Raw genomic sequence first — 18,250 nt, forward strand, 5'->3', positions numbered from 1 at the left:
AGAATGGTCGACGGGCCCCGCCTGCGGGGCCCGTTCCGCTTCCACCACCCTCACGTCCACCACCCTCACGCGCACGGAGCCAGGCATGACCCTCCCCACCACCCACGTCAGCTTCCCGGCCGGGGCGGTGACCGGCGAGTCCCCGGTGCTCGCGGTGCACCCGCTGGACGGCGGCCGCCACGCGGTCGTCACCGCGGCGACGCCGTTCCACCCGCTCGACCACACCTGGCCCGACCAGCCGGCCGACCTCGGCACCCTGACCGTGGACGGCACCGAACTGGCCGTCGTCGACTGCCTGACCGGTGCGGTGGGCCCGGACGGCGGCGCGCCGCTGGTCGGCGCCGAGATCCCGGTCCGGCGCGGTGACGAGGAGTGGTCCTGGCTGGTCCTGCACGTGGTCGAGGGGGCGCCGGACGGCCTCGTCGGCAAGACCGCGACGCTCGCCGTCGACCCGGGCCGGCGCGCCGCCCTCTGCGCCTCGCACAGCGGCTGCCACCTGCTCGCGCTCGCCCTGAACGCGGCCCTCGCGCCGCGCTGGCGCAAGGACCCGGGCCGCGCCGACGCCTTCGGCAACCCGGACTTCGACAGCCTCGCGATGGCGAGCTCCGTGATGGACACCGAGGCGAGCACCGACACCTACCGGCTCGGCAAGTCGCTGCGCAAGAAGGGCTTCACCGCCGAGGCGACCGAGGAGTTCCCGGCCCTCGCCGACGCCCTGCCCGACCTCACCGAGGCGGTCAACCGGCAGCTGGCCGCCTGGGTCGCCGCCGACGCGCCGGTCCGCATCGACGTCCCCGGCCCCGAGCTGACCGCCCGCCGCCAGTGGCACTGCGAGCTGCCCGAGGGCGCCGCGCAGATCTTCTGCGGCGGCACCCACCTGCACCACCTGGGCGAGCTGGCGGCGCTCCGCACCGAGCTGCGGCTCTCCGAGGACGGCAGCGAGCTGGTCGCCGTCACCCGCCCCGAGCGGGTCTGAGCACCACCGGGAACGCCGCGGGCGGCCACCCTCGACGGAGGGGTGGCCGCCCGCTGTGCGTGCGCTCGGTGTGCTCGGGACCGTCCGGGCTCAGATGTCCGTGCGGTGGAAGTTCAGGTAGGACCGGGACGGCGTCGGGCCGCGCTGGCCCTGGTAGCGCGAGCCGTACCGCGCCGAGCCGTACGGGTGCTCCGACGGCGAGGAGAGGCGGAACAGGCAGAGCTGCCCGATCTTCATCCCCGGGTAGAGCTTGATCGGCAGCGTCGCGACGTTCGACAGCTCCAGCGTGACGTGCCCGCTGAAGCCGGGGTCGATGAAGCCGGCCGTGGAGTGCGTCAGCAGGCCGAGCCGGCCCAGGCTGGACTTGCCCTCCAGCCGCGAGGCCACGTCGTCCGGCAGCGAGATGACCTCGTAGGTCGACGCCAGCACGAACTCGCCGGGGTGCAGGATGAACGCGTCGTCGCCCTCCGGCTCGACCAGCCGGGTCAGGTCCGGCTGCTCCTCGGAGGGATCGATGTGGGGATACCGGTGGTTCTCGAACACCCGGAAGAAGCGGTCCAGTCGCACATCGATACTGGACGGCTGGATCATCGCGGGGTCGAACGGGTCGATCACGACCCGGCCCTTGTCGATCTCGGCCCGAATGTCCTTGTCAGAGAGCAGCACGCTCCGAGGTTACGTGCACGACGGGGCCCCGGACGAATCGTCCGGGGCCCCGTCCGTCCTGGTACCCGCCCTCAGGCGAGGAACTCCGCGGCCTCCAGCCGCATCGCCCGGGCCAGTTGCGGCGCGGACAGCTCCCGTACGTCGGCCAGCACCGAACTGCGCATCCGCCCGCACTGCGGGCAGCGGATCAGCCGCCCGGGCCCCAGCCGGCCCGGCCCGAGGTTCTGCATCGGGAACGTGGTGGTGCTGAACAGGTGCCCCTCGGCACAACGAACGACGGCGCGCTGCTCCATCGGTCCCCTTCCCATCCTTACCCCGGTACTCACCCGTACTCATCGCACCCCGAACGGCCGAGCCTTCGGGACAGCGTCACATTAGGGGATGTTCCGGACATTCCACAGGATGGCTCGCCGCCCCGGAACCCACCCGCCGGAGCACTCTCACGCGGCCCACACAGTACGCCTCCACCCCCGCCCCGGGCGGCTCCGCCACGACCCCGGGCCACCTGTGCAACGGGCGTCACGGATGGGGTACAGTGGGCGCAGATCGAGCGGTCTCTGACGGCTCATCAGGCGGGCGTAGTTTAATGGTAGAACATGAGCTTCCCAAGCTTATAGCGCGAGTTCGATTCTCGTCGCCCGCTCTTCATGGCGAAACCGCAGGTCTTCGGATCTGCGGTTTCGCTGTTTTTCGGGGCGGATTCGGGGTGGGGCCAGAGCTGCCGGCTTGATCGGGTTCCGCGTAGCATGCGCCGGGTGGCGGGGGTGGATGTGGGGGCGCGGGCGGGGTGGCCGGCGCGGGGGCTGGTGGGGGCGGCGGCTGCCGCGGTGGCTTCGGTGCACCTGTTGAAGGGGCTGGCGCGGGTTCCGGGGGCGCCGGGGGCCGGGGTGGCCGTGGTCGTGGCGTGCGTCGTGCTGGTGGTGGTGCAGCTGCGGCACAGTTCGTCGGCGGTGCGGCGGGTGCTGGGGGTGGTGCCGCCGGGGGTCGGGACGGCGGTGGAGCTGGCCGTCGGGTATGTCGCGGTGCTGGGGTTCGGGGTGTCGGTCGGGTTGCTCTGTCTCCCGGCCGCCTCGTTGCTGCTGGAACGGCGCCGGGTGCTGGTGCCGCTGTTCGGCGCCTCCGCGGCCCTGATCGAGCTGGTGCGGTCGGGCAGTGTGCGGGACGCCGTCGACATGACGCTCATCGTCGCGATCGGCGGCGTGATGCTGTACGCCGTCACCACGCTCGCGCTGTTCGCGGCGCGGGTGCACGCGGCCCGGCTCGCGCTGGCGGCGGCCGCGGTGACCGCCGAGCGGCTGCGGATCGCGACCGGGCTGCGGAGCGGGCTCGCCGAGGGGTTGAAGGAGGTCCGCGATCTGGCGCTCCGGGACGATCCGGGCGTCCTGGCGGACCTCATCGGCGCGGCGCGGCGGACCTTGGCGGCGACCCGGGCCACGGCGGCGGAGCTGCGCAGCCTGTCGCTGGCCCCCGAGGCGGCGAGCGCCCGGGCGCTGCTGGCGTCCGCGGGCATCGCCGCGGACCTGCGGGTCGGGCACTCGGAGCCGCTCGGGCCGGCCGGGACGGTGCTGGCGGCGGTGCTGCGTGAGGCGGTCACGGCGGTGGTGCGGGTCGGTGACGCGCGGCGGTGCGAGATCGTCACCGGGGAGCGGGCCGGGCAGGTGGTGCTGCGGGTGGTCAGTGACGGCGTGCCGACGGCCGCGCTCGGCGCCGATCTGCTCGACGGCCTCGCCGACCGGGTCCGCGAGGTCGGCGGTCGGCTGACGGCCGGTCTGGAGCCGGACGGGCGCTTCGCCGTCGGGGCGGCGGTCGCGGCCACGCCCGCGCCGGCGGAGGCGGCCGACCCGCCCGAGCTGCGGACCGTGCTCGGCCTGTACCTCCTCGTCCTGGGCACCTTCTTCGTCAAGGCCGTGCTGCTCGTCCCGGTGCCGCTGCTCGCGCTCGGGGCACCCTGCCTGCTGGTCTTCTGCCTGCTCCAGATCCGCTTCGCGACCCGGGACTCGCCGCGCCACGCCCGGCTCGTGCTGCTCGCCTCGGCGGTGATCGCCCTCGTTCCGCTGCCCTGGTCCGGGCGGAACTGGATCGGCGCGGTCGGCATCCTCGCGGGTGCGCTGCTGTTCGCCCTCCCGCTCCGGGCCGGCGCGGCCCTCGCCGTCGCGGCGGCGGTGGCCGGCGGTGTGCTCACCGGCGGCGGGCCGGTGCCCGTGCTGCTCGCCGCCGTCGACGCCCTGATCACCTGCGTCGTGGTCTACGGCGTCCTGCGGCTGGCCCGGCTGGTGCGGGAGCTCCAGCGAGCGGGGGCGGGGCTGACCCGCGCCGCGGTGGTGACCGAGCGCCTGCGCGCCGCCCGTGACCTGCACGACCTGCTCGGCCACGGACTGACCGCGATCCTGCTCAAGGCCGAGCTGGCCCGGCGGCTGGCGGCCACGGACCCCGACCGCGGCCGGGCCGAGCTGCGGGACATCGTGCGGCTGGCCGAACGCGGCGAGACCGAACTGCGGACGGTGGTGAGCGACAGCCCCCGGTTGTCCTTCGAGGCCGAACTCGCCTCGGCCGCCGGGGTGCTGGAGGCGGCGGCGATCACGGTGGAGGTCGACGACGTCCCGGTGCCGCCGGCGGCCGGCGCCGTGCTGAGCGTGGTCCTCCGGGAGGCGGTCACCAACATCCTGCGGCACAGCGCCGCCCGCCACGCGCGCATCGCCACCTCGGTGGCCGGGGACGCGGTGCGGCTGGAGGTGGAGAACGACGGGGCGCCGGACGGCGTCAGCGCGCCCGGCTCCGGGATCGGCGGGCTGACCGTCCGCCTCGCCGCGATCGGCGGCACCCTGGCGGCCGGTCCGGACGACGGCTGGTACCTGCTGCGCGCCGAGGTGCCCGCGGGCTGAGGCCGGTGCTGCGTGGGGCGGTCACCGCGGGCTGACGCCCGGAGCGCCGGGCGCGGGCGGGCGCGGCGGCTACAGCCAGCCCGCCTCACGCGCGATGCGTACCGCGTCGGTCCGGTTGCGGGCGTTGAGCTTGCCGACGACCGCGGTCAGCACATTGCGGACCGTCCCCGTCGACAGGTGCAGCCGCGCCGCGATCTCCGGGGGCTCGGCGCCCTCGGCCAGCTCCCGCAGCACGTCGTTCTCCCGCGGTGTCAGCGGGTTGTCCGAGAGGTCCCAGGCCGCGACGGCGAGCCCCCGGTCGAGCACCCGGCCGCCGCCGGCCACCTGCCGGATCGCCGCCACCAGCTCCTCCGGCGGGGCGGTCTTCAGCAGGAAGCCGTCGACCTTGGCGTCCAGGGCGCGGCGGAGCAGTCCGGGGCGGCCGTTCGAAGTGAGCATCAGGGTTCGGCAGTTCGGCACCTTCTCCTTCAGTGCCGCGGCTGCCTGGAGACCGTCGGTGCGCCCGGGCATCTCGATGTCGAGCACCGCGACGTCGGGCAGGGCGACGAGGGCGCGCGGCACCACGTCGTCGGCCGAGCCGGCCTGGGCGACGACCTCCAGGTCGGGCTCCAGCTCCAGCAGTGCCACCAGCGCGCCGCGCACCACGTGCTGGTCCTCCGCCAGCAGGAGTCTGATCATGCGATGACCCTACCCGTGACGATGTCACGGGTCGCTCGTGATCCGTTCCCTGGGCCGGGAGTTCGCGGCTCGGCAGGCTGGAGGCATGAGCGAAGCGATCACGTTGGAAGCTGTGAGCAAGGTGTACGGCAAGGGGCGGGGGGCGGTCGCCGCGCTGCGCGAGGTGACGGTGCGGCTGCCCAAGGGCGGCTTCACCGCGGTGATGGGGCCCTCCGGTTCGGGCAAGAGCACGTTCCTGCACTGCGCGGCCGGGCTGGACCGGCCGAGCTCCGGGACGGTCCGGCTGGGGGACACCGACCTGTCGCGGCTCAGCGAGACCAAGCTGACCGAACTGCGCCGGGAGCGCGCGGGGTTCGTGTTCCAGTCGTTCAACCTCGTCCCGTCGCTGACCGTCGAGCAGAACATCACGCTGCCGCTGCGCCTGGCGGGCCGCCGTGCCGACGCCGCCAGGCTGGCCGCGCTGGTCGGGCGGGTGGGGCTGCGGGAGCGGACCGGACACCGCCCGGGCCAGCTCTCCGGCGGCCAGCAGCAGCGCGTCGCCATCGCCCGGGCACTGATCTCGGACCCCGAGGTGCTCTTCGCCGACGAGCCCACCGGCGCCCTGGACACCATGACCGCCCGCGAAGTCCTGACCCTGCTCCGGCAGACCGTCGAGGAGCTCGGCCAGACCATCGTCATGGTCACCCACGACCCGGTCGCCGCCTCCTACGCCGACGAGGTGCTCTTCCTGGCCGACGGCCGGGTCGCCGACACGATGTCCGCGCCGACCGCCGCCAAGGTCGCCGACCGCATGATCCGCCTGGGAGCGTGGAACCGATGATGTTCAGCTTCGCCGTAGCCACCCTCCGGCACCGCAAGGCCGGATTCGCCGGGGCCTTCGTCGCCCTGTTCTGCGCCGCCGCGCTGGTCTGCGGCTGCGGGACGCTGCTGGCCACCGGGCTGCTCGGCGGCGTCCGGCCGGAGCGCTACGCGGCCGCGCCGATCGTGGTCGCCGGGGACCAGAACGTCCACCAGGTCCAGAACAAGGGCAAGGGGAAGGTCAAGGAGAAGGCCAAGCCGATCGCCGGCCGGGCCTGGGTGCCCGCCGCGCTCGCCGACCGGATCGCGGCGCTGCCCTCGGTGCGGTCCGTCAGCACCGAGGTGACGTTCCCGGTGCTGCTGCCCGGCGGCCCCACGGCGAACTCCTGGGGCCACGGCTGGGAGTCCGCGCCGCTGGCCGGCCTGACCCTGGCCTCGGGGGCCGCGCCGTCGGCCGCCGACGAGGTCGTGCTGGACGCCGGCACGGCCGCCCGGACCCACCTCGCCGTCGGCTCCACCGTGCGGGCCCGCACCGCCGGGGAGACGCTGACCGTGCGGGTCGTCGGCGTCACCGCCCAGGTCTTCGACGCCCAGGCCGGGGTGTTCTTCGCCCCCGAGCGGGCCCGGCAGCTGGCCGGCCACGACGGCCTGTTCAGTGCGATCGGCGTGTTCCCGGCGGCGCCGTCGGCCGCCGCCGACGTCGCGGCCCTGCTCCGGAGCACCCAGGCCGGTAGCACTACCGCCACCGCCGCCACCGGTACGCAGGTCGCCCCGGTCGCCCTCGCCCGGACCGGCGACGACCGCGGACCGGTGGAGTTCCCCGACGCCGCCAACGCCCAGGTCCGACTGGTCAGCATGGGCGGTGTGCTGGGCGGCACCTCCCTGCTGGTCGCCCTGCTGGTCGTGGTCGGCACCTTCGGCCTCTCGATCCAGCAGCGCCAGCGCGAGATCGCGGTGCTGCGCGCCGTCGCCGCGACCGGGCGACAGGTCCGCAAGATGATAGGCGGCGAGGCGCTCGCGGTGGGGCTGGCCGCCGGGGTGCTGGGCGCCGCCGCCGGCCTGCCGCTGGGCAGTTGGCTCCGGGACCGGTTCGTCGCCCTGGACGTGATCCCCGCGAACCTCCCCGTGGTGCTCTCTCCGTTCCCCGCGATCGCCGCCGCCGGCGCCACCCTGCTGGCCGGCTGGGGCGCCGCCCGGATCTCGGCCCGGCGGGCCACCGCGATCAAGCCGGTGGAGGCCCTCGGCGAGGCCGAGATCAAGCCGCCCCGGCCGGGCTGGGCGCGGGTCGTCCTCGGCGTCGTCGCGGCCGCGGGCTCCGTCGTGCTCACCGCCGTGCTCACCGTGCTGCACTCGGACCAGGCCTCCACCCCGGCCTGCTTCGTCGCCGTCCTGCTCTGGTGCACGGCGCTGTCCCTGCTCGGCCCGCTGGCGGCCCGGGCCGGGGTCGCGGTGCTGGGCCTGCCGCTGCGGGCGTCCCGGGTCGGCGGCTACCTCGCCGCCCACAACCTGCGGGCCGCCGCGCACCGGCTGGCCTCGGTCGTCACGCCGCTGACCCTGCTGGTCGCGATGGCCTGCACCATCCTGTTCACCCAGACCACCGTGGACGGCGCCGCGGGTGCGCAGCGCGACCGCGGCAGCGTCGCCGACTTCGTGGTCGGGCCGCGCGTCCCCGCCTCCGCCGCCGCCTCGGTCGCCGCCGTCCCCGGCGTGCGGACGGTGACCCGGGTGCTGCACACCCAGGTCCGCGACGGCCTGACCAGGCGCAGCGTGCAGGCGGTCACGCCCGAGCGGCTGACCGACACCCTGGACCTCGCGGTGACCGCGGGCGATCTCGGCGCGCTGGCGGACGGCACGGCGGCGGCCGCGGACGGGCTGGGCTACCGGCTCGGTCAGCGGGTCCGGCTCACCCTCGCCGACGGCACCCCGGCCGAGGTCACCGTCGTCGCCCTGTACGCCCGGGGCCTGGGCTTCGGCGACCTGACGCTGGCGCACGACCCGGTCGCCGCGCACGTCGACGTCCCGCTCGACGACAACCTGCTGGTCCGGGGCGAGGGGGTCTCCCGGGAGGCGCTGGCCTCGGCGCTGCGGGCCGAGCCCGGCATCGGCGTCCTGGACCGCGCCACCGCGCAGTCCGCGGGCAACCGGGTGAGCGCCCAGATCGGCTACGTCACGCTCGGCCTGATCATCGCCTTCGTGGCGATCGCCGTCCTCAACACCCTCGCGATGAGCATCACCGACCGCCGCCAGGAGTTCACCGCGCTGCGGCTGATCGGGACCACCCGCCGCCAGGTCCGCCGGATGCTCGGCTGGGAGACCGCGGCCTCCGTCGTGATCGCCACCGTGCTCGGACTCGGGATCGCCTTCGCGGTGCTCACCACCTACGCCCGGGGCATCACCCGGGGGACGGCCGGAGTCGCCGTGCCGGTGGGGCAGCTCGTGATCGTCGTCGCCGGCGCGGCCGCGCTCGCCGCGGTGGGCACCTGGCTCCCGGCCCGGGTCGCGCTGCGGGCCGGGGAACGGGCGGCCTGAGCGGGCGGCGGCGAGTGGTCGGCCCGAGCGGACGCCCGGTACGGCGGGACCTCCGCGGACGCCCGGGGACGCCGCAGCCGCAGGTCACCCGACCTGCGGCTGCGGCGTCCCCGCGGGGTGGGCCGGGTCAGCGCGGGGCGGCGGCGAGGGCCTCGATGTCGGGGACGAGGGCGGCCGGGGTGGGGAGGGCCTCGTTGTCGGCCCGGAGGCGGGCGGCGGCCTCGCGCAGCGCCGGCTCCTCGACGAGGCGGGTGAGCAGGGCGGTGTCGACGTCGGCCGAGGCCGAGCGCAGGGCGGCCCCGGTGGCGGTGAGGATGTCGGCGACGGCGAAGTTGTCGGCGCCCTGGGGGAGGAGCAGCTGGGGCACGCCGGCCTGCAGACCGGTGAGCGTGCTGCCGGAGCCGCCGTGGTGGACCACGGCGTCGCAGACGCGCAGCAGCTCCGCGAGCGGGACCCAGGGCAGCGGGCGGACGTTGGCCGGGAGCGGACCGAGGTGGCTGAGGTCGGCCTCGCCGACGGCGAGCAGGAACTCGGCGTCGACCCCGGCGGCGGCCTCGATCAGCCGGCTGATGGCGTGCACGCCGTCCATCTCGGCGACCACGGTGCCCAGGGTGACGGCGACCCGCGGCCGGGTGCCGCGGCGCAGCAGGTCGCCGGGGACGACACCGCCGCCGTTGTAGGGGAGGTAGCGCATCCGCAGGCCGCCCCCGTCGCCGCCGAGCGAGGCCGGGACGATGTCCAGCGGGGTGGTCTCGGCGGGGCCGGCCACGCCGTGCGCCTCGTAGACATCGGTGAAGTGGGTGGCCAGCCGACCGGCCAGGTCGAGGCCGGAGGTGAGGCCGAAGTTCTGGAGCGCCGCCGGGATCTTGAGCTTGGCCGCGACCAGCTGGGCGGAGGCCAGGCAGGAGTCGTGGATCAGCAGGTCGGGCTCCCACGCGCCGGCGACGGCGAGCAGGTCGTCCACGGTGGAGCGGGAGGCGTGGGCGAAGGCGGCGGCCGCCATGTCGAAGATCTGGTCCTGGTCCAGGTCCGGCCTGGAGTACCGGGCCTCCTCGCCGGTGGCCTCCTCGAAGGCCTCCCGGAGTGGCCGGCCGTCGCCGATCTCGGCTATCGGGAAGCCGGCCTGCCGGAGCTGGTCCATCGGCTTCGGGCTGGCGAACAGGACCTCGTGTCCGGCTGCGCGCAGGGCCTGCGCGGTCGGCACCATCGGGAAGAGGTGGCTGGGCGCGGCCGGGCCGGTGAAGAGTATGCGCACGATCGTCTCCTGGTCGTTCATTCGGGTCGAACGGGGCTGGCGGTACGCGTGGGCCCGCTCTCTCCGTGAACTGACGACCGATCAGTTCCTGTTCCCGGCAGGATCGATTATCGGACGTTCTGTCACGGGTCTTGCGGGCGACGGTGAAGTGTGCTGCTGCTTGTCCAGCTGCTGCTCCTGCTCCTGCTCTTCCTCCGACGGCCCCGCTCAGAGCGGCGGGACGGGGAGGTCGCGAAGGCGGTCGGGGTCGGCGAGCAGGTTGATCTCGGTGATGCGGTCGTTCACGACGGTCAGCGCCAGGACGGAGAAGAGCCGCCCGTCGGGGGCGGTGACCAGGCCGAGCGCGCCGTTGATCAGGGCCGGGCGGGCGAAGGGTGCCAGGCCGCGGAAGAGCAGCGCCTGCCGGGCGACGGCGGGCGCGCCGTGGACGAGGTGCTGGATGCCGGGGAAGCCGCCGGCCCCGGTGGCGCCGACGTCGGCGCGCAGGGTGATGTCCGGGTCGAGCAGGGCGACCAGGGCGTCGAAGTCACCGCTGCGGGAGGCCGCGAGGAAGGCGTCGACGACGACCCGCTGGCGGGTGAGGTCGGTCTCCGGGGCGGCCGCGCCCCGGACCCGGCGGCGGGCCCGGCTGGCGAGCTGGCGGGTGGCGGCCGGGGTGCGGTCGACGATCGGGGCGAGCTCCTCGAACGGCACCGCGAACATGTCGTGCAGGACGAAGGCGAGCCGTTCGGCCGGCGGCAGGGTGTCCAGCACCACCAGCATGGCCAGGCCCACCGAGTCGGCCAGCAGCGCGGCCTGTTCGGGGTCGGCGGTGTCCGCGCGAGTGATCACCGGGTCGGGCACATGGGTGTCCAGCGGGGCCTCGCGCCGGGCGGTGCGGGAGCGGAGCAGGTCCAGGCAGACCCGGCCGACGACGGTGGTCAGCCAGCCGGGCAGGTTGTCGACGCGGGAGGCGTCGGAGCGGCTGAGCCGGAACCAGGTCTCCTGGACGGCGTCCTCGGCCTCGCTCAGGGAGCCGAGCATCCGGTAGGCCACCGACCGCAGATGGGGGCGGTGCTGCTCGAACCGCCGGGCCAGGGAGTCGTTGTCGTTCATCGGGCGCGCCGTCGCAATCCGTCGTAGGCCCGCCGGCCGGAGCGGTCGGCGGAGTTCGGCCGGGGGTCTGACGATGGGTCGGGAACAGGGGTGGGGCCCCGGTCAGTCGGCGATGCCGACGGTCCGGTGGACCGAATCGGGCCGGTCGACCAGGCCGAGCATGCAGTGGGCGACATCGGCGCGGGCGACCGACAGGCCGCGGCGGAGGTTGCGCCCGTACGCCGTCCGGTAGTCCCGGGTGAGCGGCCGGTCGGTGAGCCGGGGCGGGCGGACGATCGTCCAGTCCAGCCCGCCGGCGCGGATCTCGTCCTCCATCCGGGCCAGGTCGGCGTAGTGCGTGCGCAGGGCCGCCCGGGTGAGCGGGGCGGCGAGGTGGCGCATGAAGAAGCCGTCGCCCGGGTCGTGCCGGGGCGGCCGCGGGCGGGCGGGGGAGGGGACGGCGCCGATCGGGGCCGCGCTGACCACGATCAGGCGCCGGGCGCCCACCTCGCGCATCGCGGTGATGACCGCCCGGGTGCCGCGCCAGGCGACACCGGCCTCGGCGCTGGAGCGGGCGCCGAGGCCGGAGAGGACGGCGTCCGAGCCGGCGACCGCGGACTGCAGTTCGGCCGGGTCGGCGACGGCCAGATCGGCGCGGACGACCCGGACGCCGGCCGGGGCGCGGCCGCTCCCGGCCGGGTCGGCCAGCCTGGCCGGGGTGCGGACCACGACGGTGACGTCGTGGCCGGCCGCGACGGCCTGGGTGAGCAGGTGTCGTCCGATGCCGCCGGTGGCGGCGAGGATGGTGAGCTTCATCTGCGGCTGCCTCCTGTCTGTGAGGGGTGGCGTTCGTTCGCGACACCCTCTGAGCGGATCGGCCGCCGGGAATGTGACGAGGGCGGCCGTGAATGTGACGCAGGTCACTGCCAGGTCGCGCGGCGGCGAGGAAGGTGCGGACCGTGGGGGTGAAGGCCTCGGAGTGCTCGAAGACCACGAGGTGTCCGGTGTCGGTTCGGCGCGGCCGGGCGGGGCGGTCGACCGGGCCGGTCCGGCGTGTCGGGCGGGGCGGGGAACTGTGCCGGTTCGGCGCGCCGTCCACGGAGTGACGCAATCCCTTCCCGGGCCGAGCACCGGGAGAAGCGCGGAGGGCCCGGTGCAGTCAGGTGGAACCGAAGTGAACGTCGAGAACCCGGCCGGTCCCCGGTGCCCGGAGCCCGCCGGGCCGTTCGCGCGGCCCGCGCGGACGGTCGTGGACCAGGTGGCCGCCGGCGAACGCTGTGAGTGGCTGCTGCAGCGGACGCTGGACGCCGTCCGGCCGGCGCTGTCCTGGCGGTGCGCCGCACCCCGTGCGGGTGCGCGGCTGCCGCCGCCGGGCTCCGGACCGGCCGACGGCGGCGTCCAGTGGTACGTCGGCCGCGGCCGGGACATCGTCACGATCATCTCGGGCGCCCGGCGGGGCGAGTTACCGGCCATGGTGGAGGCGGGGTGGCGGCGGCGCGGCTGGACCATCACCTCGGTGAACGCCTGTCGCGAGTTGCCCGGAGTCGCCGCGGTCACGCCGGACGGCTACCGGCTGGCGCTGGAGTTCGGTGCCCTGGGCGAGGCCCGGCTGACCGCGACCTCGCCGGGGGTGGCCCGTTCGGAGCCGGTGCGGGGCGCGCCCGGCGGTCCCGAAGGCCCTTACGCGGTAGGCGGATCGGCGGCACTGCCGGAGATCCGCTGTCCGTTCTGGAGCGCCCTGGGCTGACCTGGGCCGGTGGGTGTTGAGAAGGCGCGGAGCGAGTCCCCCCGGACTCGCTCCGCGCCTTCTCCGCACACGGCATCGGCGCGCCGTACCCCCCGACTCTCCGGTCCCCCGCCGCACCCCCCTGGCAGCCACCCTCCGGCGAGGATGGTTCGCACAGACCCCGGCGAGGCCCCACCACCGGAGGCGTCGTTGATCTCCACGCTAACAAACCGAGTGGTTGGTTTGTCAATAGAGAGTTCCACGAAACATCCACATTCCGGCGGGCGTGTTCGGGCGGCCCGAGGGCGGGCCGAGGGCGGCCCGAGGGTGGGACGCAGGCGGGCGGCGCGCCGTCAGCGGCCGGGTGCCGGGGCGTGCCGACTCCGGCGCGGGTGCTCCGGGTGCGTGAGGAAACGGTGTCGGAGGAGGGTGGCCACAGGTCTCCGGCCTCACCCGTCCGGGCGAACGGCGGGCCCGGGGCGAGGCTCCCGGGGGCGCGGAATCCGACACTCGGGGGCGAGGCTCCCGGGGGCGCGGAATCCGACACTCCGGGGCGGGACGGGCACGCAGCGGCACCGGACGGGCGCTCAGCGCAGCAGCCGGCGCTCCTTGGCCACGGCCACCGCGCCGGCCCTGGTGTCCACGCCCAACTTGTCGTAGATCCGGCTCAGATGGGTCTTCACGGTGGCTTCGCTGATGAACAGCGCCCGGGCGATCTCCCGGTTGCCGAGCCCCTGTCCGAGCTGGGCCAGGATCTCCTGCTCACGTTCGGTCAACTGCGGTACGGGGGACCGCATCTGAGCCATCACCCGGGAGGCGACCGGCGGGGACAGTACGGTCCGGCCGCGCGCGGCCGCGTGCACCGCCGCGAACAGCTCCTCGGGCCGCTCGGCCTTCAGCAGGTAGCCGGTGGCGCCCGCCCCGATCGCCCGGGTGATGTCGGCGTCGGTGTCGTAGGTGGTGAGGACCAGGACGTGCGGCGCGCCCGGTGCGGCGGTGATCCGCCGGGTCGCCTCGACGCCGTCGATGCCCTCGCCGAGCTGGAGGTCCATCAGCACGACCTGCGGCGCCAGCGCACCGGCCAGGGCGACCGCCTCCTCGCCGGTGCTCGCCTCGCCGACCACCTCGATGTCACCGGCGCTGGCCAGCAGCGCCAGCAGGCCGGCCCGGACCACGGCGTGGTCGTCGCAGACCAGCAGCCGCACCGGCGGGGTCGAGGGGGCGGTGCTCATCGGGGCTCCAGGGGGGTTCGTCGGGGCTCCAGCGGGATCGCGGCGGAGACGACGGTGCCCTCGCCGGGGGTGCTCTCGACGGTCAGCGTGCCACCGAGCTGGCGCAGCCGCGCCCGCATCGCGGGCAGACCGTGCCCGCGCCCGCCGCTGCCGGGCTCCGGCGCGCCGGAGCCGCCGCCCGGCCGGGCGGGCCGGAACCCCCGGCCGTCGTCGGCGACGTCCAGGACGGCCTGGTCGCCGAGGAAGGACAGGGTCAGCGCGGCGGCCGAGGCCCCGGCGTGCTCCCGGACGTTGGCCAGCGCGCCCTGGGCGATCCGCAGCAGCGCGGACTGCGCGGCGGCGGGCAGTGGCACCGGGGCGCCGTCCAGGTGGAACCGGACCGGCAGCCCGCTCTCGGCGGACTCCCGCTCGGCGAGCGAGCGCAGCGCCTGGTCGAGGGTGCGCCCGTCGGCGAGCTCGGCGGGCGCGAGGTCGTGAACGAAGCGGCGGGCCTCGGCGAGGTTGCGGGCCGCCACCTCGGCGGCGGTCCGGACATGGGCGCGGGCGGTCGCCGGATCGGCCTCCCAGGTGCGGTCGGCGGCCTGCAGCAGCATCTGCTGGCTGGACAGCCCCTGCGCCAGGGTGTCGTGGATCTCCATGGCCAGCCGTTCGCGCTCGGCCAGAGTGCCCTCCCGGCGCTCGGTGGCGGCGAGTTCGCGCCGGGTGCGGACGAGGTCCGCGATCAGCGCCCGCTGCCGCTCGGCCTGCCGTTCCATGTACAGGAAGACGGCGGTGGCGAGCGCTGCCACGGCCGGCGGCAGCAGCACCAGGTTGGCGTCCACCCCGCCCGGCAGCCGGACCTCGCCGATCACCACCAGCAGGGTGAGCGCGGCCACCAGCGGGATCGCCGCCCGGGCGGGCAGCGTGCGCAGGGCGGTGTAGACCAGCGGGACGGCGCACCAGGCGAAGCTCGGCGCGACCAGTACCAGGACGACCCAGAGGGCGACCACCAGGGCCAGCGGCCAGAGCCTGCGACGGCGCCCGGGGGCGGGCGGGCGGCGGTGGGCCAGCCAGGAGCCGACCGGCTGGGCGGCGGCCAGGGCGAGGCCGAGGCCGATCACCCAGGGGATGCGGGGGTTGCCGGGGTGGTGGCTGAGGTAGCGGCTGAGCGAGGTGGCGAGCAGCAGCAGGAAGGCGGAGTCGAGCAGGACGGCCAGCCGGCCGTCGTCCGGATTGTCGGCCCCGGGGCCGGAAAGGTCCGCCGGGCCGGAAAGGTCCGCCGGGTCGGGCGGGTTCGCCGGTCCGGGCGGGACCGCCGGGTCGGGGGCTGCCGCCGGGCCCGCGGGGGCCTGGGCGGTGGCACCGGTGGCCGGTTCGCCGCCGGCGGGACGGTCCTGCGGCACGAAGCGGCTCCTTCCACTCTGCGGTCGCCCCTCTGCGGGCGGCTCTCTGCGGTCGGCACTGCGGCCCACCGCGCTGACCTGGTCCGATCCCTCGATGGTGACCCGTCCGACCGGGCCGCGCATCAGCCGATCGGTTGACGGGAGCGTCCTCCATCCTGCGCGCGAGCGGCCGCCGGACCGTCGATGTGCCCGGGGGCCCGGCGGCCGGAGGATCGGTACCGAAGCCGCCGAGCCCGACCTGGCCCCCAGATCCCGGCCGTGGCACCGACCGATCCGACGAGGAGCCCGACCATGAAGAAGACCTCCCTGCGTACCCGTGTGCTGACCGGTACCGTCGCCGCCGCCGCGCTGGCCGCCGCCACCGTCGGCGCCGTCTCGGCCAGTGCGGACACCACCGAGGCTCCGGCCGCCGCCGCCGCGGTGAAGGCCGACACCCAGAACAAGAACCTCACCCAGACCACCGGCCTGACCATCGAGGCCGCCACCAAGGCCGCCCAGGCCACCCTGGACGCGGCCACCAAGGCCGGCCAGCACGTCACGGTCGCGGTGGTGGACCGCGACGGCATCACCCGGGTGCTGCTCAAGGGTGACGGCGCCGGCCCGCAGTCGCCGGAGTCCGCCGAGCGCAAGGCGTTCACGGCGGTCTCCTGGAACGCGCCGACCTCCGAGCTGGCCAAGCGGCTGGCGCAGGCGCCGAACCTCAAGGACATCCCGGGCACGCTGTTCCTGGCCGGCGGCGCCCCGGTGCAGGCCAAGGGCGCGCCGATCGCGGGCATCGGCGTCGCGGGCGCGCCCAGCGGCGACCTGGACGAGCAGTTCGCCCAGGCGGGCGTCGCGGCGCTCGGCAAGTAGCGCCCGGCGGGCGCGCGGGCGCCCGACGCGACGCGGTGCACCGGAGCGGACCCCCGACCGCTCCGGTGCACCGGCATGCCCGCGTGCCGCTGCCCGCCGCCCGCCCGCGCCCAGCGCATCCGCCCCGGGAACCCGGGAGCCCGGTCACCCCGCGAACCCGGTGCGCCGGAGCGCCGCAGCGGCCAGGATGGGCGCATGCCTCACATGACCGAGACCGAGTGGCGCGCCTTCCTCGCCGCCGGCACCCGTACCGCCAAGATCGCCACCACCCGGGCCGACGGCCGCCCGCACGTCGCGCCGGTCTGGTTCCTGCTGGACGGCGACGAGATCGTGTTCAACACCGGCGCCGGCACGGTGAAGGGCCGCACGCTGGCCCGCGACGGCCGGGTGATGCTCTGCGTGGACGACGACCGGCCGCCCTTCTCCTACGCCCTCGTCCAGGGCACCGCCCGGCTGAGCGACGATCTGCCCGAGGTGCGCGACTGGGCCACCCGGATCGCCGCCCGGTACATGGGCGAGGAACTCGCCGAGCAGTACGGCGCCCGTAACGGCGTCCCCGGCGAGCTGCTCGTACGGGTGAAGATCGAGAAGGTCACCGCAGAACACGGGGTGGCCCACTGAAAAGCCTGTGCCGCTGTCAGTGGGGCGTGGCAGGCTTCCCGCTATGACGGCGTGGACCCTCAACGACATCGAACGTGCGATCCGCTCCTCCTGGGGTGTCGACACCTGTGCGCCCGAGGACCTGGCCCACTGGCATCCCGACAATCCCGCCCGCGGCCAGTGCGGGGTCACCGCGATGGTCCTGCACGACCTGCTCGGCGGCGAGCTCATGATGGGCGAGGTGCACGTCGGCGGTGTCCGGACGGACCTGCACTGGTGGAACCGGTTCGCGACCGGCTTCGAGATCGACCTCACCCGCGAGCAGTTCGGCCCCGACGAGCGGGTCGGCCCCGGCCGGCCGGTCGCCCGCCCGCAGCGCCCGGGCCGGCTCCAGGCCCAGTACGAACTGCTGCGCCACCGGGTCGTCGCCGAACTGGAGTCGGGCCGGGCCCGGCTGCCGGAGCACGCGTGCGCCTGAGCACGGCCGGGGCGGCGGGCTGACGTACAGTCGGGGCGGCATGGATCGTGGTCCGACGGCTCCGTCGGACCGGCCCGCCCGCTTCGACGTGCCCGGTTCGCCGTACCGGTGGCTCCGGCCCGGCGGTCCGTGGCGCGGTCCGCCGGGCGGCGACGACGGGAGTGGGCGATGGCAGTGACGACGGTCGGCTTCGTGGGGCTCGGCGCGATGGGGCAGGGCATGGCCGCCAGCCTGCTGCGGGCCGGGTACCGGGTGCGGGTCTGGAACCGCTCGCCCGGGCCGGTGGCCGCGCTGGTCGACCGGGGCGCCGAGGCGGCCGACGGGCCGACCGGTGCGTTCGCCGCCGAGGCGGTGGTCTCCATGCTCGCCGACGACGCCGCGTTCGAGCGGCTGCTGCTCGATCCGGCCCTGCTGGCCGGCGCCCGGGCCACCCTGCACGTCAACATGGCCACGGTCTCGGTGGCGCTCGCGGAGCGGGCCGAGGCCCTGCACGCCGAGCACGGCATCGGCTACGTCGCCGCGCCGGTCCTCGGCCGGCCCCCCGTGGCGGCGGCCGGCGAGCTGAACATCCTGGCCGCCGGGGCCCCGGAGGCGCTCGCCCTGGCCGAACCGCTGCTCGCCGCGATGGGGCGGCGGACGTGGCACTTCGGCGAGCACCCGCGCCAGGCCAACACCGCCAAGATCAGCGCCAACTTCCTGCTGGCCTGCGCGATCGAGTCGATGGCCGAGGCGTGCAGCCTGGCCGAGGCCAACGGCGTCCGCCCGACCGATCTGGTCGAGATGCTCACCGCCACGCTCTTCCCCGGGCCGGTCTACTCCGGTTACGGGGCGATGGTCGCCGAGCGCCGGTACGAACCGGCCGGTTTCAAGCTGCCGCTGGGTCTCAAGGACGTCGATCTCGCGTTGACCGCCGGCGCCGCGGCGCACGTGCCGCTGCCCTTCGGCAGCGTGCTGCGGGACGCCTTCCTCGACGCCCTGGCGCACGGTGACGGCGAGAAGGACTGGGCGGCCGTCGCGGCCGTCGCCCGCCGCCGGGCGGGCCTGCCGGAGTAGTCGCCGCCGGGCCCGTCGGAGGGCTGTCGTACGCTCGGGCCTTCTGTCGCCATCCGCACGGGGGTCCTG

The 18,250-nt window shown here is 75.6% G+C and carries 17 protein-coding genes and 1 tRNA gene; 10 read left to right on the forward strand and 8 right to left on the reverse strand.

Annotated elements, in window-relative coordinates:
- The first annotated feature begins 85 nt into the window (after positions 1 to 85).
- The gene (locus tag ABZ497_RS08620) at positions 86 to 976 is read left to right on the forward strand and encodes a metal-dependent hydrolase (RefSeq protein ID WP_359804043.1); all 891 of its coding nucleotides are present in this window, start codon (positions 86 to 88) and stop codon (positions 974 to 976) included.
- 90 nt (positions 977 to 1,066) lie between these two features.
- Here the strand turns inward: ABZ497_RS08620 and dcd are convergent, their stop codons facing one another.
- Together dcd and ABZ497_RS08630 are read right to left on the reverse strand one after the other, a co-directional pair.
- Positions 1,067 to 1,642, reverse strand: coding sequence for a dCTP deaminase (dcd, locus tag ABZ497_RS08625; RefSeq protein ID WP_329488708.1), 576 nt, complete (start codon positions 1,640 to 1,642; stop codon positions 1,067 to 1,069).
- A gap of 71 nt (positions 1,643 to 1,713) precedes the next feature.
- Positions 1,714 to 1,935 (reverse strand): hypothetical protein, encoded by a 222-nt coding sequence (locus ABZ497_RS08630; RefSeq protein WP_329488707.1) that lies wholly within the window; start codon positions 1,933 to 1,935, stop codon positions 1,714 to 1,716.
- Between the two features lie 279 nt (positions 1,936 to 2,214).
- On the opposite strand from ABZ497_RS08630, the gene ABZ497_RS08635 reads away from it, so the two are divergent.
- Together ABZ497_RS08635 and ABZ497_RS08640 are read left to right on the forward strand one after the other, a co-directional pair.
- A tRNA-Gly gene (locus tag ABZ497_RS08635) sits at positions 2,215 to 2,285 on the forward strand.
- A 193-nt stretch (positions 2,286 to 2,478) separates the two neighbouring features.
- Positions 2,479 to 4,524, forward strand: a complete 2,046-nt coding sequence (locus ABZ497_RS08640; protein ID WP_359804044.1) for a histidine kinase — start codon at positions 2,479 to 2,481, stop codon at positions 4,522 to 4,524.
- 69 nt (positions 4,525 to 4,593) lie between these two features.
- Here ABZ497_RS08640 and ABZ497_RS08645 read toward each other — a convergent pair whose 3' ends face one another.
- Positions 4,594 to 5,202, reverse strand: a complete 609-nt coding sequence (locus ABZ497_RS08645; RefSeq protein WP_359804045.1) for a response regulator transcription factor — start codon at positions 5,200 to 5,202, stop codon at positions 4,594 to 4,596.
- Positions 5,203 to 5,287: 85 nt separating this feature from the next.
- Between ABZ497_RS08645 and ABZ497_RS08650 the strand changes: the two genes are divergently transcribed.
- Positions 5,288 to 6,022 (forward strand): ABC transporter ATP-binding protein, encoded by a 735-nt coding sequence (locus ABZ497_RS08650; protein ID WP_352288389.1) that lies wholly within the window; start codon positions 5,288 to 5,290, stop codon positions 6,020 to 6,022.
- Positions 6,019 to 8,529, forward strand: a complete 2,511-nt coding sequence (locus ABZ497_RS08655) for an FtsX-like permease family protein (RefSeq protein WP_359804046.1) — start codon at positions 6,019 to 6,021, stop codon at positions 8,527 to 8,529. The genes ABZ497_RS08650 and ABZ497_RS08655 overlap by 4 nt, the downstream gene beginning before the upstream one ends.
- Positions 8,530 to 8,656: 127 nt before the next feature.
- Here the strand turns inward: ABZ497_RS08655 and ABZ497_RS08660 are convergent, their stop codons facing one another.
- The 3 genes from ABZ497_RS08660 to ABZ497_RS08670 form a co-directional block, all read right to left on the reverse strand.
- Positions 8,657 to 9,784, reverse strand: coding sequence for a nucleotide disphospho-sugar-binding domain-containing protein (locus ABZ497_RS08660; protein ID WP_359804047.1), 1,128 nt, complete (start codon positions 9,782 to 9,784; stop codon positions 8,657 to 8,659).
- Between the two features lie 207 nt (positions 9,785 to 9,991).
- Positions 9,992 to 10,879, reverse strand: coding sequence for an RNA polymerase sigma factor SigJ (sigJ, locus tag ABZ497_RS08665; protein WP_329488694.1), 888 nt, complete (start codon positions 10,877 to 10,879; stop codon positions 9,992 to 9,994).
- A 102-nt stretch (positions 10,880 to 10,981) separates the two neighbouring features.
- Positions 10,982 to 11,674 (reverse strand): NAD(P)-binding oxidoreductase, encoded by a 693-nt coding sequence (locus ABZ497_RS08670; protein ID WP_359804048.1) that lies wholly within the window; start codon positions 11,672 to 11,674, stop codon positions 10,982 to 10,984.
- A 358-nt stretch (positions 11,675 to 12,032) separates the two neighbouring features.
- Between ABZ497_RS08670 and ABZ497_RS08675 the strand changes: the two genes are divergently transcribed.
- Complete coding sequence (locus ABZ497_RS08675) at positions 12,033 to 12,605, forward strand: hypothetical protein (protein ID WP_359804049.1); 573 nt, start codon at positions 12,033 to 12,035, stop codon at positions 12,603 to 12,605.
- 566 nt (positions 12,606 to 13,171) lie between these two features.
- Here ABZ497_RS08675 and ABZ497_RS08680 read toward each other — a convergent pair.
- Together ABZ497_RS08680 and ABZ497_RS08685 are read right to left on the reverse strand one after the other, a co-directional pair.
- A complete protein-coding gene (locus ABZ497_RS08680; protein WP_359804050.1) occupies positions 13,172 to 13,816 on the reverse strand; it encodes a response regulator transcription factor in 645 nt (214 codons plus the stop codon).
- A complete protein-coding gene (locus ABZ497_RS08685) occupies positions 13,813 to 15,012 on the reverse strand; it encodes a sensor histidine kinase (RefSeq protein WP_359804176.1) in 1,200 nt (399 codons plus the stop codon). Before ABZ497_RS08685 ends, ABZ497_RS08680 begins: the two co-directional genes overlap by 4 nt.
- 477 nt (positions 15,013 to 15,489) lie before the next feature.
- Between ABZ497_RS08685 and ABZ497_RS08690 the strand changes: the two genes are divergently transcribed.
- The 4 genes from ABZ497_RS08690 (at position 15,490) to ABZ497_RS08705 (ending at position 18,181) form a co-directional block, all read left to right on the forward strand.
- Complete coding sequence (locus ABZ497_RS08690) at positions 15,490 to 16,050, forward strand: heme-binding protein (RefSeq protein WP_329488688.1); 561 nt, start codon at positions 15,490 to 15,492, stop codon at positions 16,048 to 16,050.
- A gap of 204 nt (positions 16,051 to 16,254) precedes the next feature.
- Positions 16,255 to 16,671, forward strand: a complete 417-nt coding sequence (locus ABZ497_RS08695) for a PPOX class F420-dependent oxidoreductase (protein ID WP_329492168.1) — start codon at positions 16,255 to 16,257, stop codon at positions 16,669 to 16,671.
- A gap of 43 nt (positions 16,672 to 16,714) precedes the next feature.
- Complete coding sequence (locus ABZ497_RS08700) at positions 16,715 to 17,128, forward strand: hypothetical protein (protein ID WP_329488687.1); 414 nt, start codon at positions 16,715 to 16,717, stop codon at positions 17,126 to 17,128.
- Positions 17,129 to 17,296: 168 nt separating this feature from the next.
- A complete protein-coding gene (locus ABZ497_RS08705; protein WP_359804051.1) occupies positions 17,297 to 18,181 on the forward strand; it encodes an NAD(P)-dependent oxidoreductase in 885 nt (294 codons plus the stop codon).
- Positions 18,182 to 18,250 lie beyond the last annotated feature (69 nt).

Source organism: Kitasatospora sp. NPDC005751, assembly GCF_040630835.1.
GTDB lineage: Bacteria > Actinomycetota > Actinomycetes > Streptomycetales > Streptomycetaceae > Kitasatospora.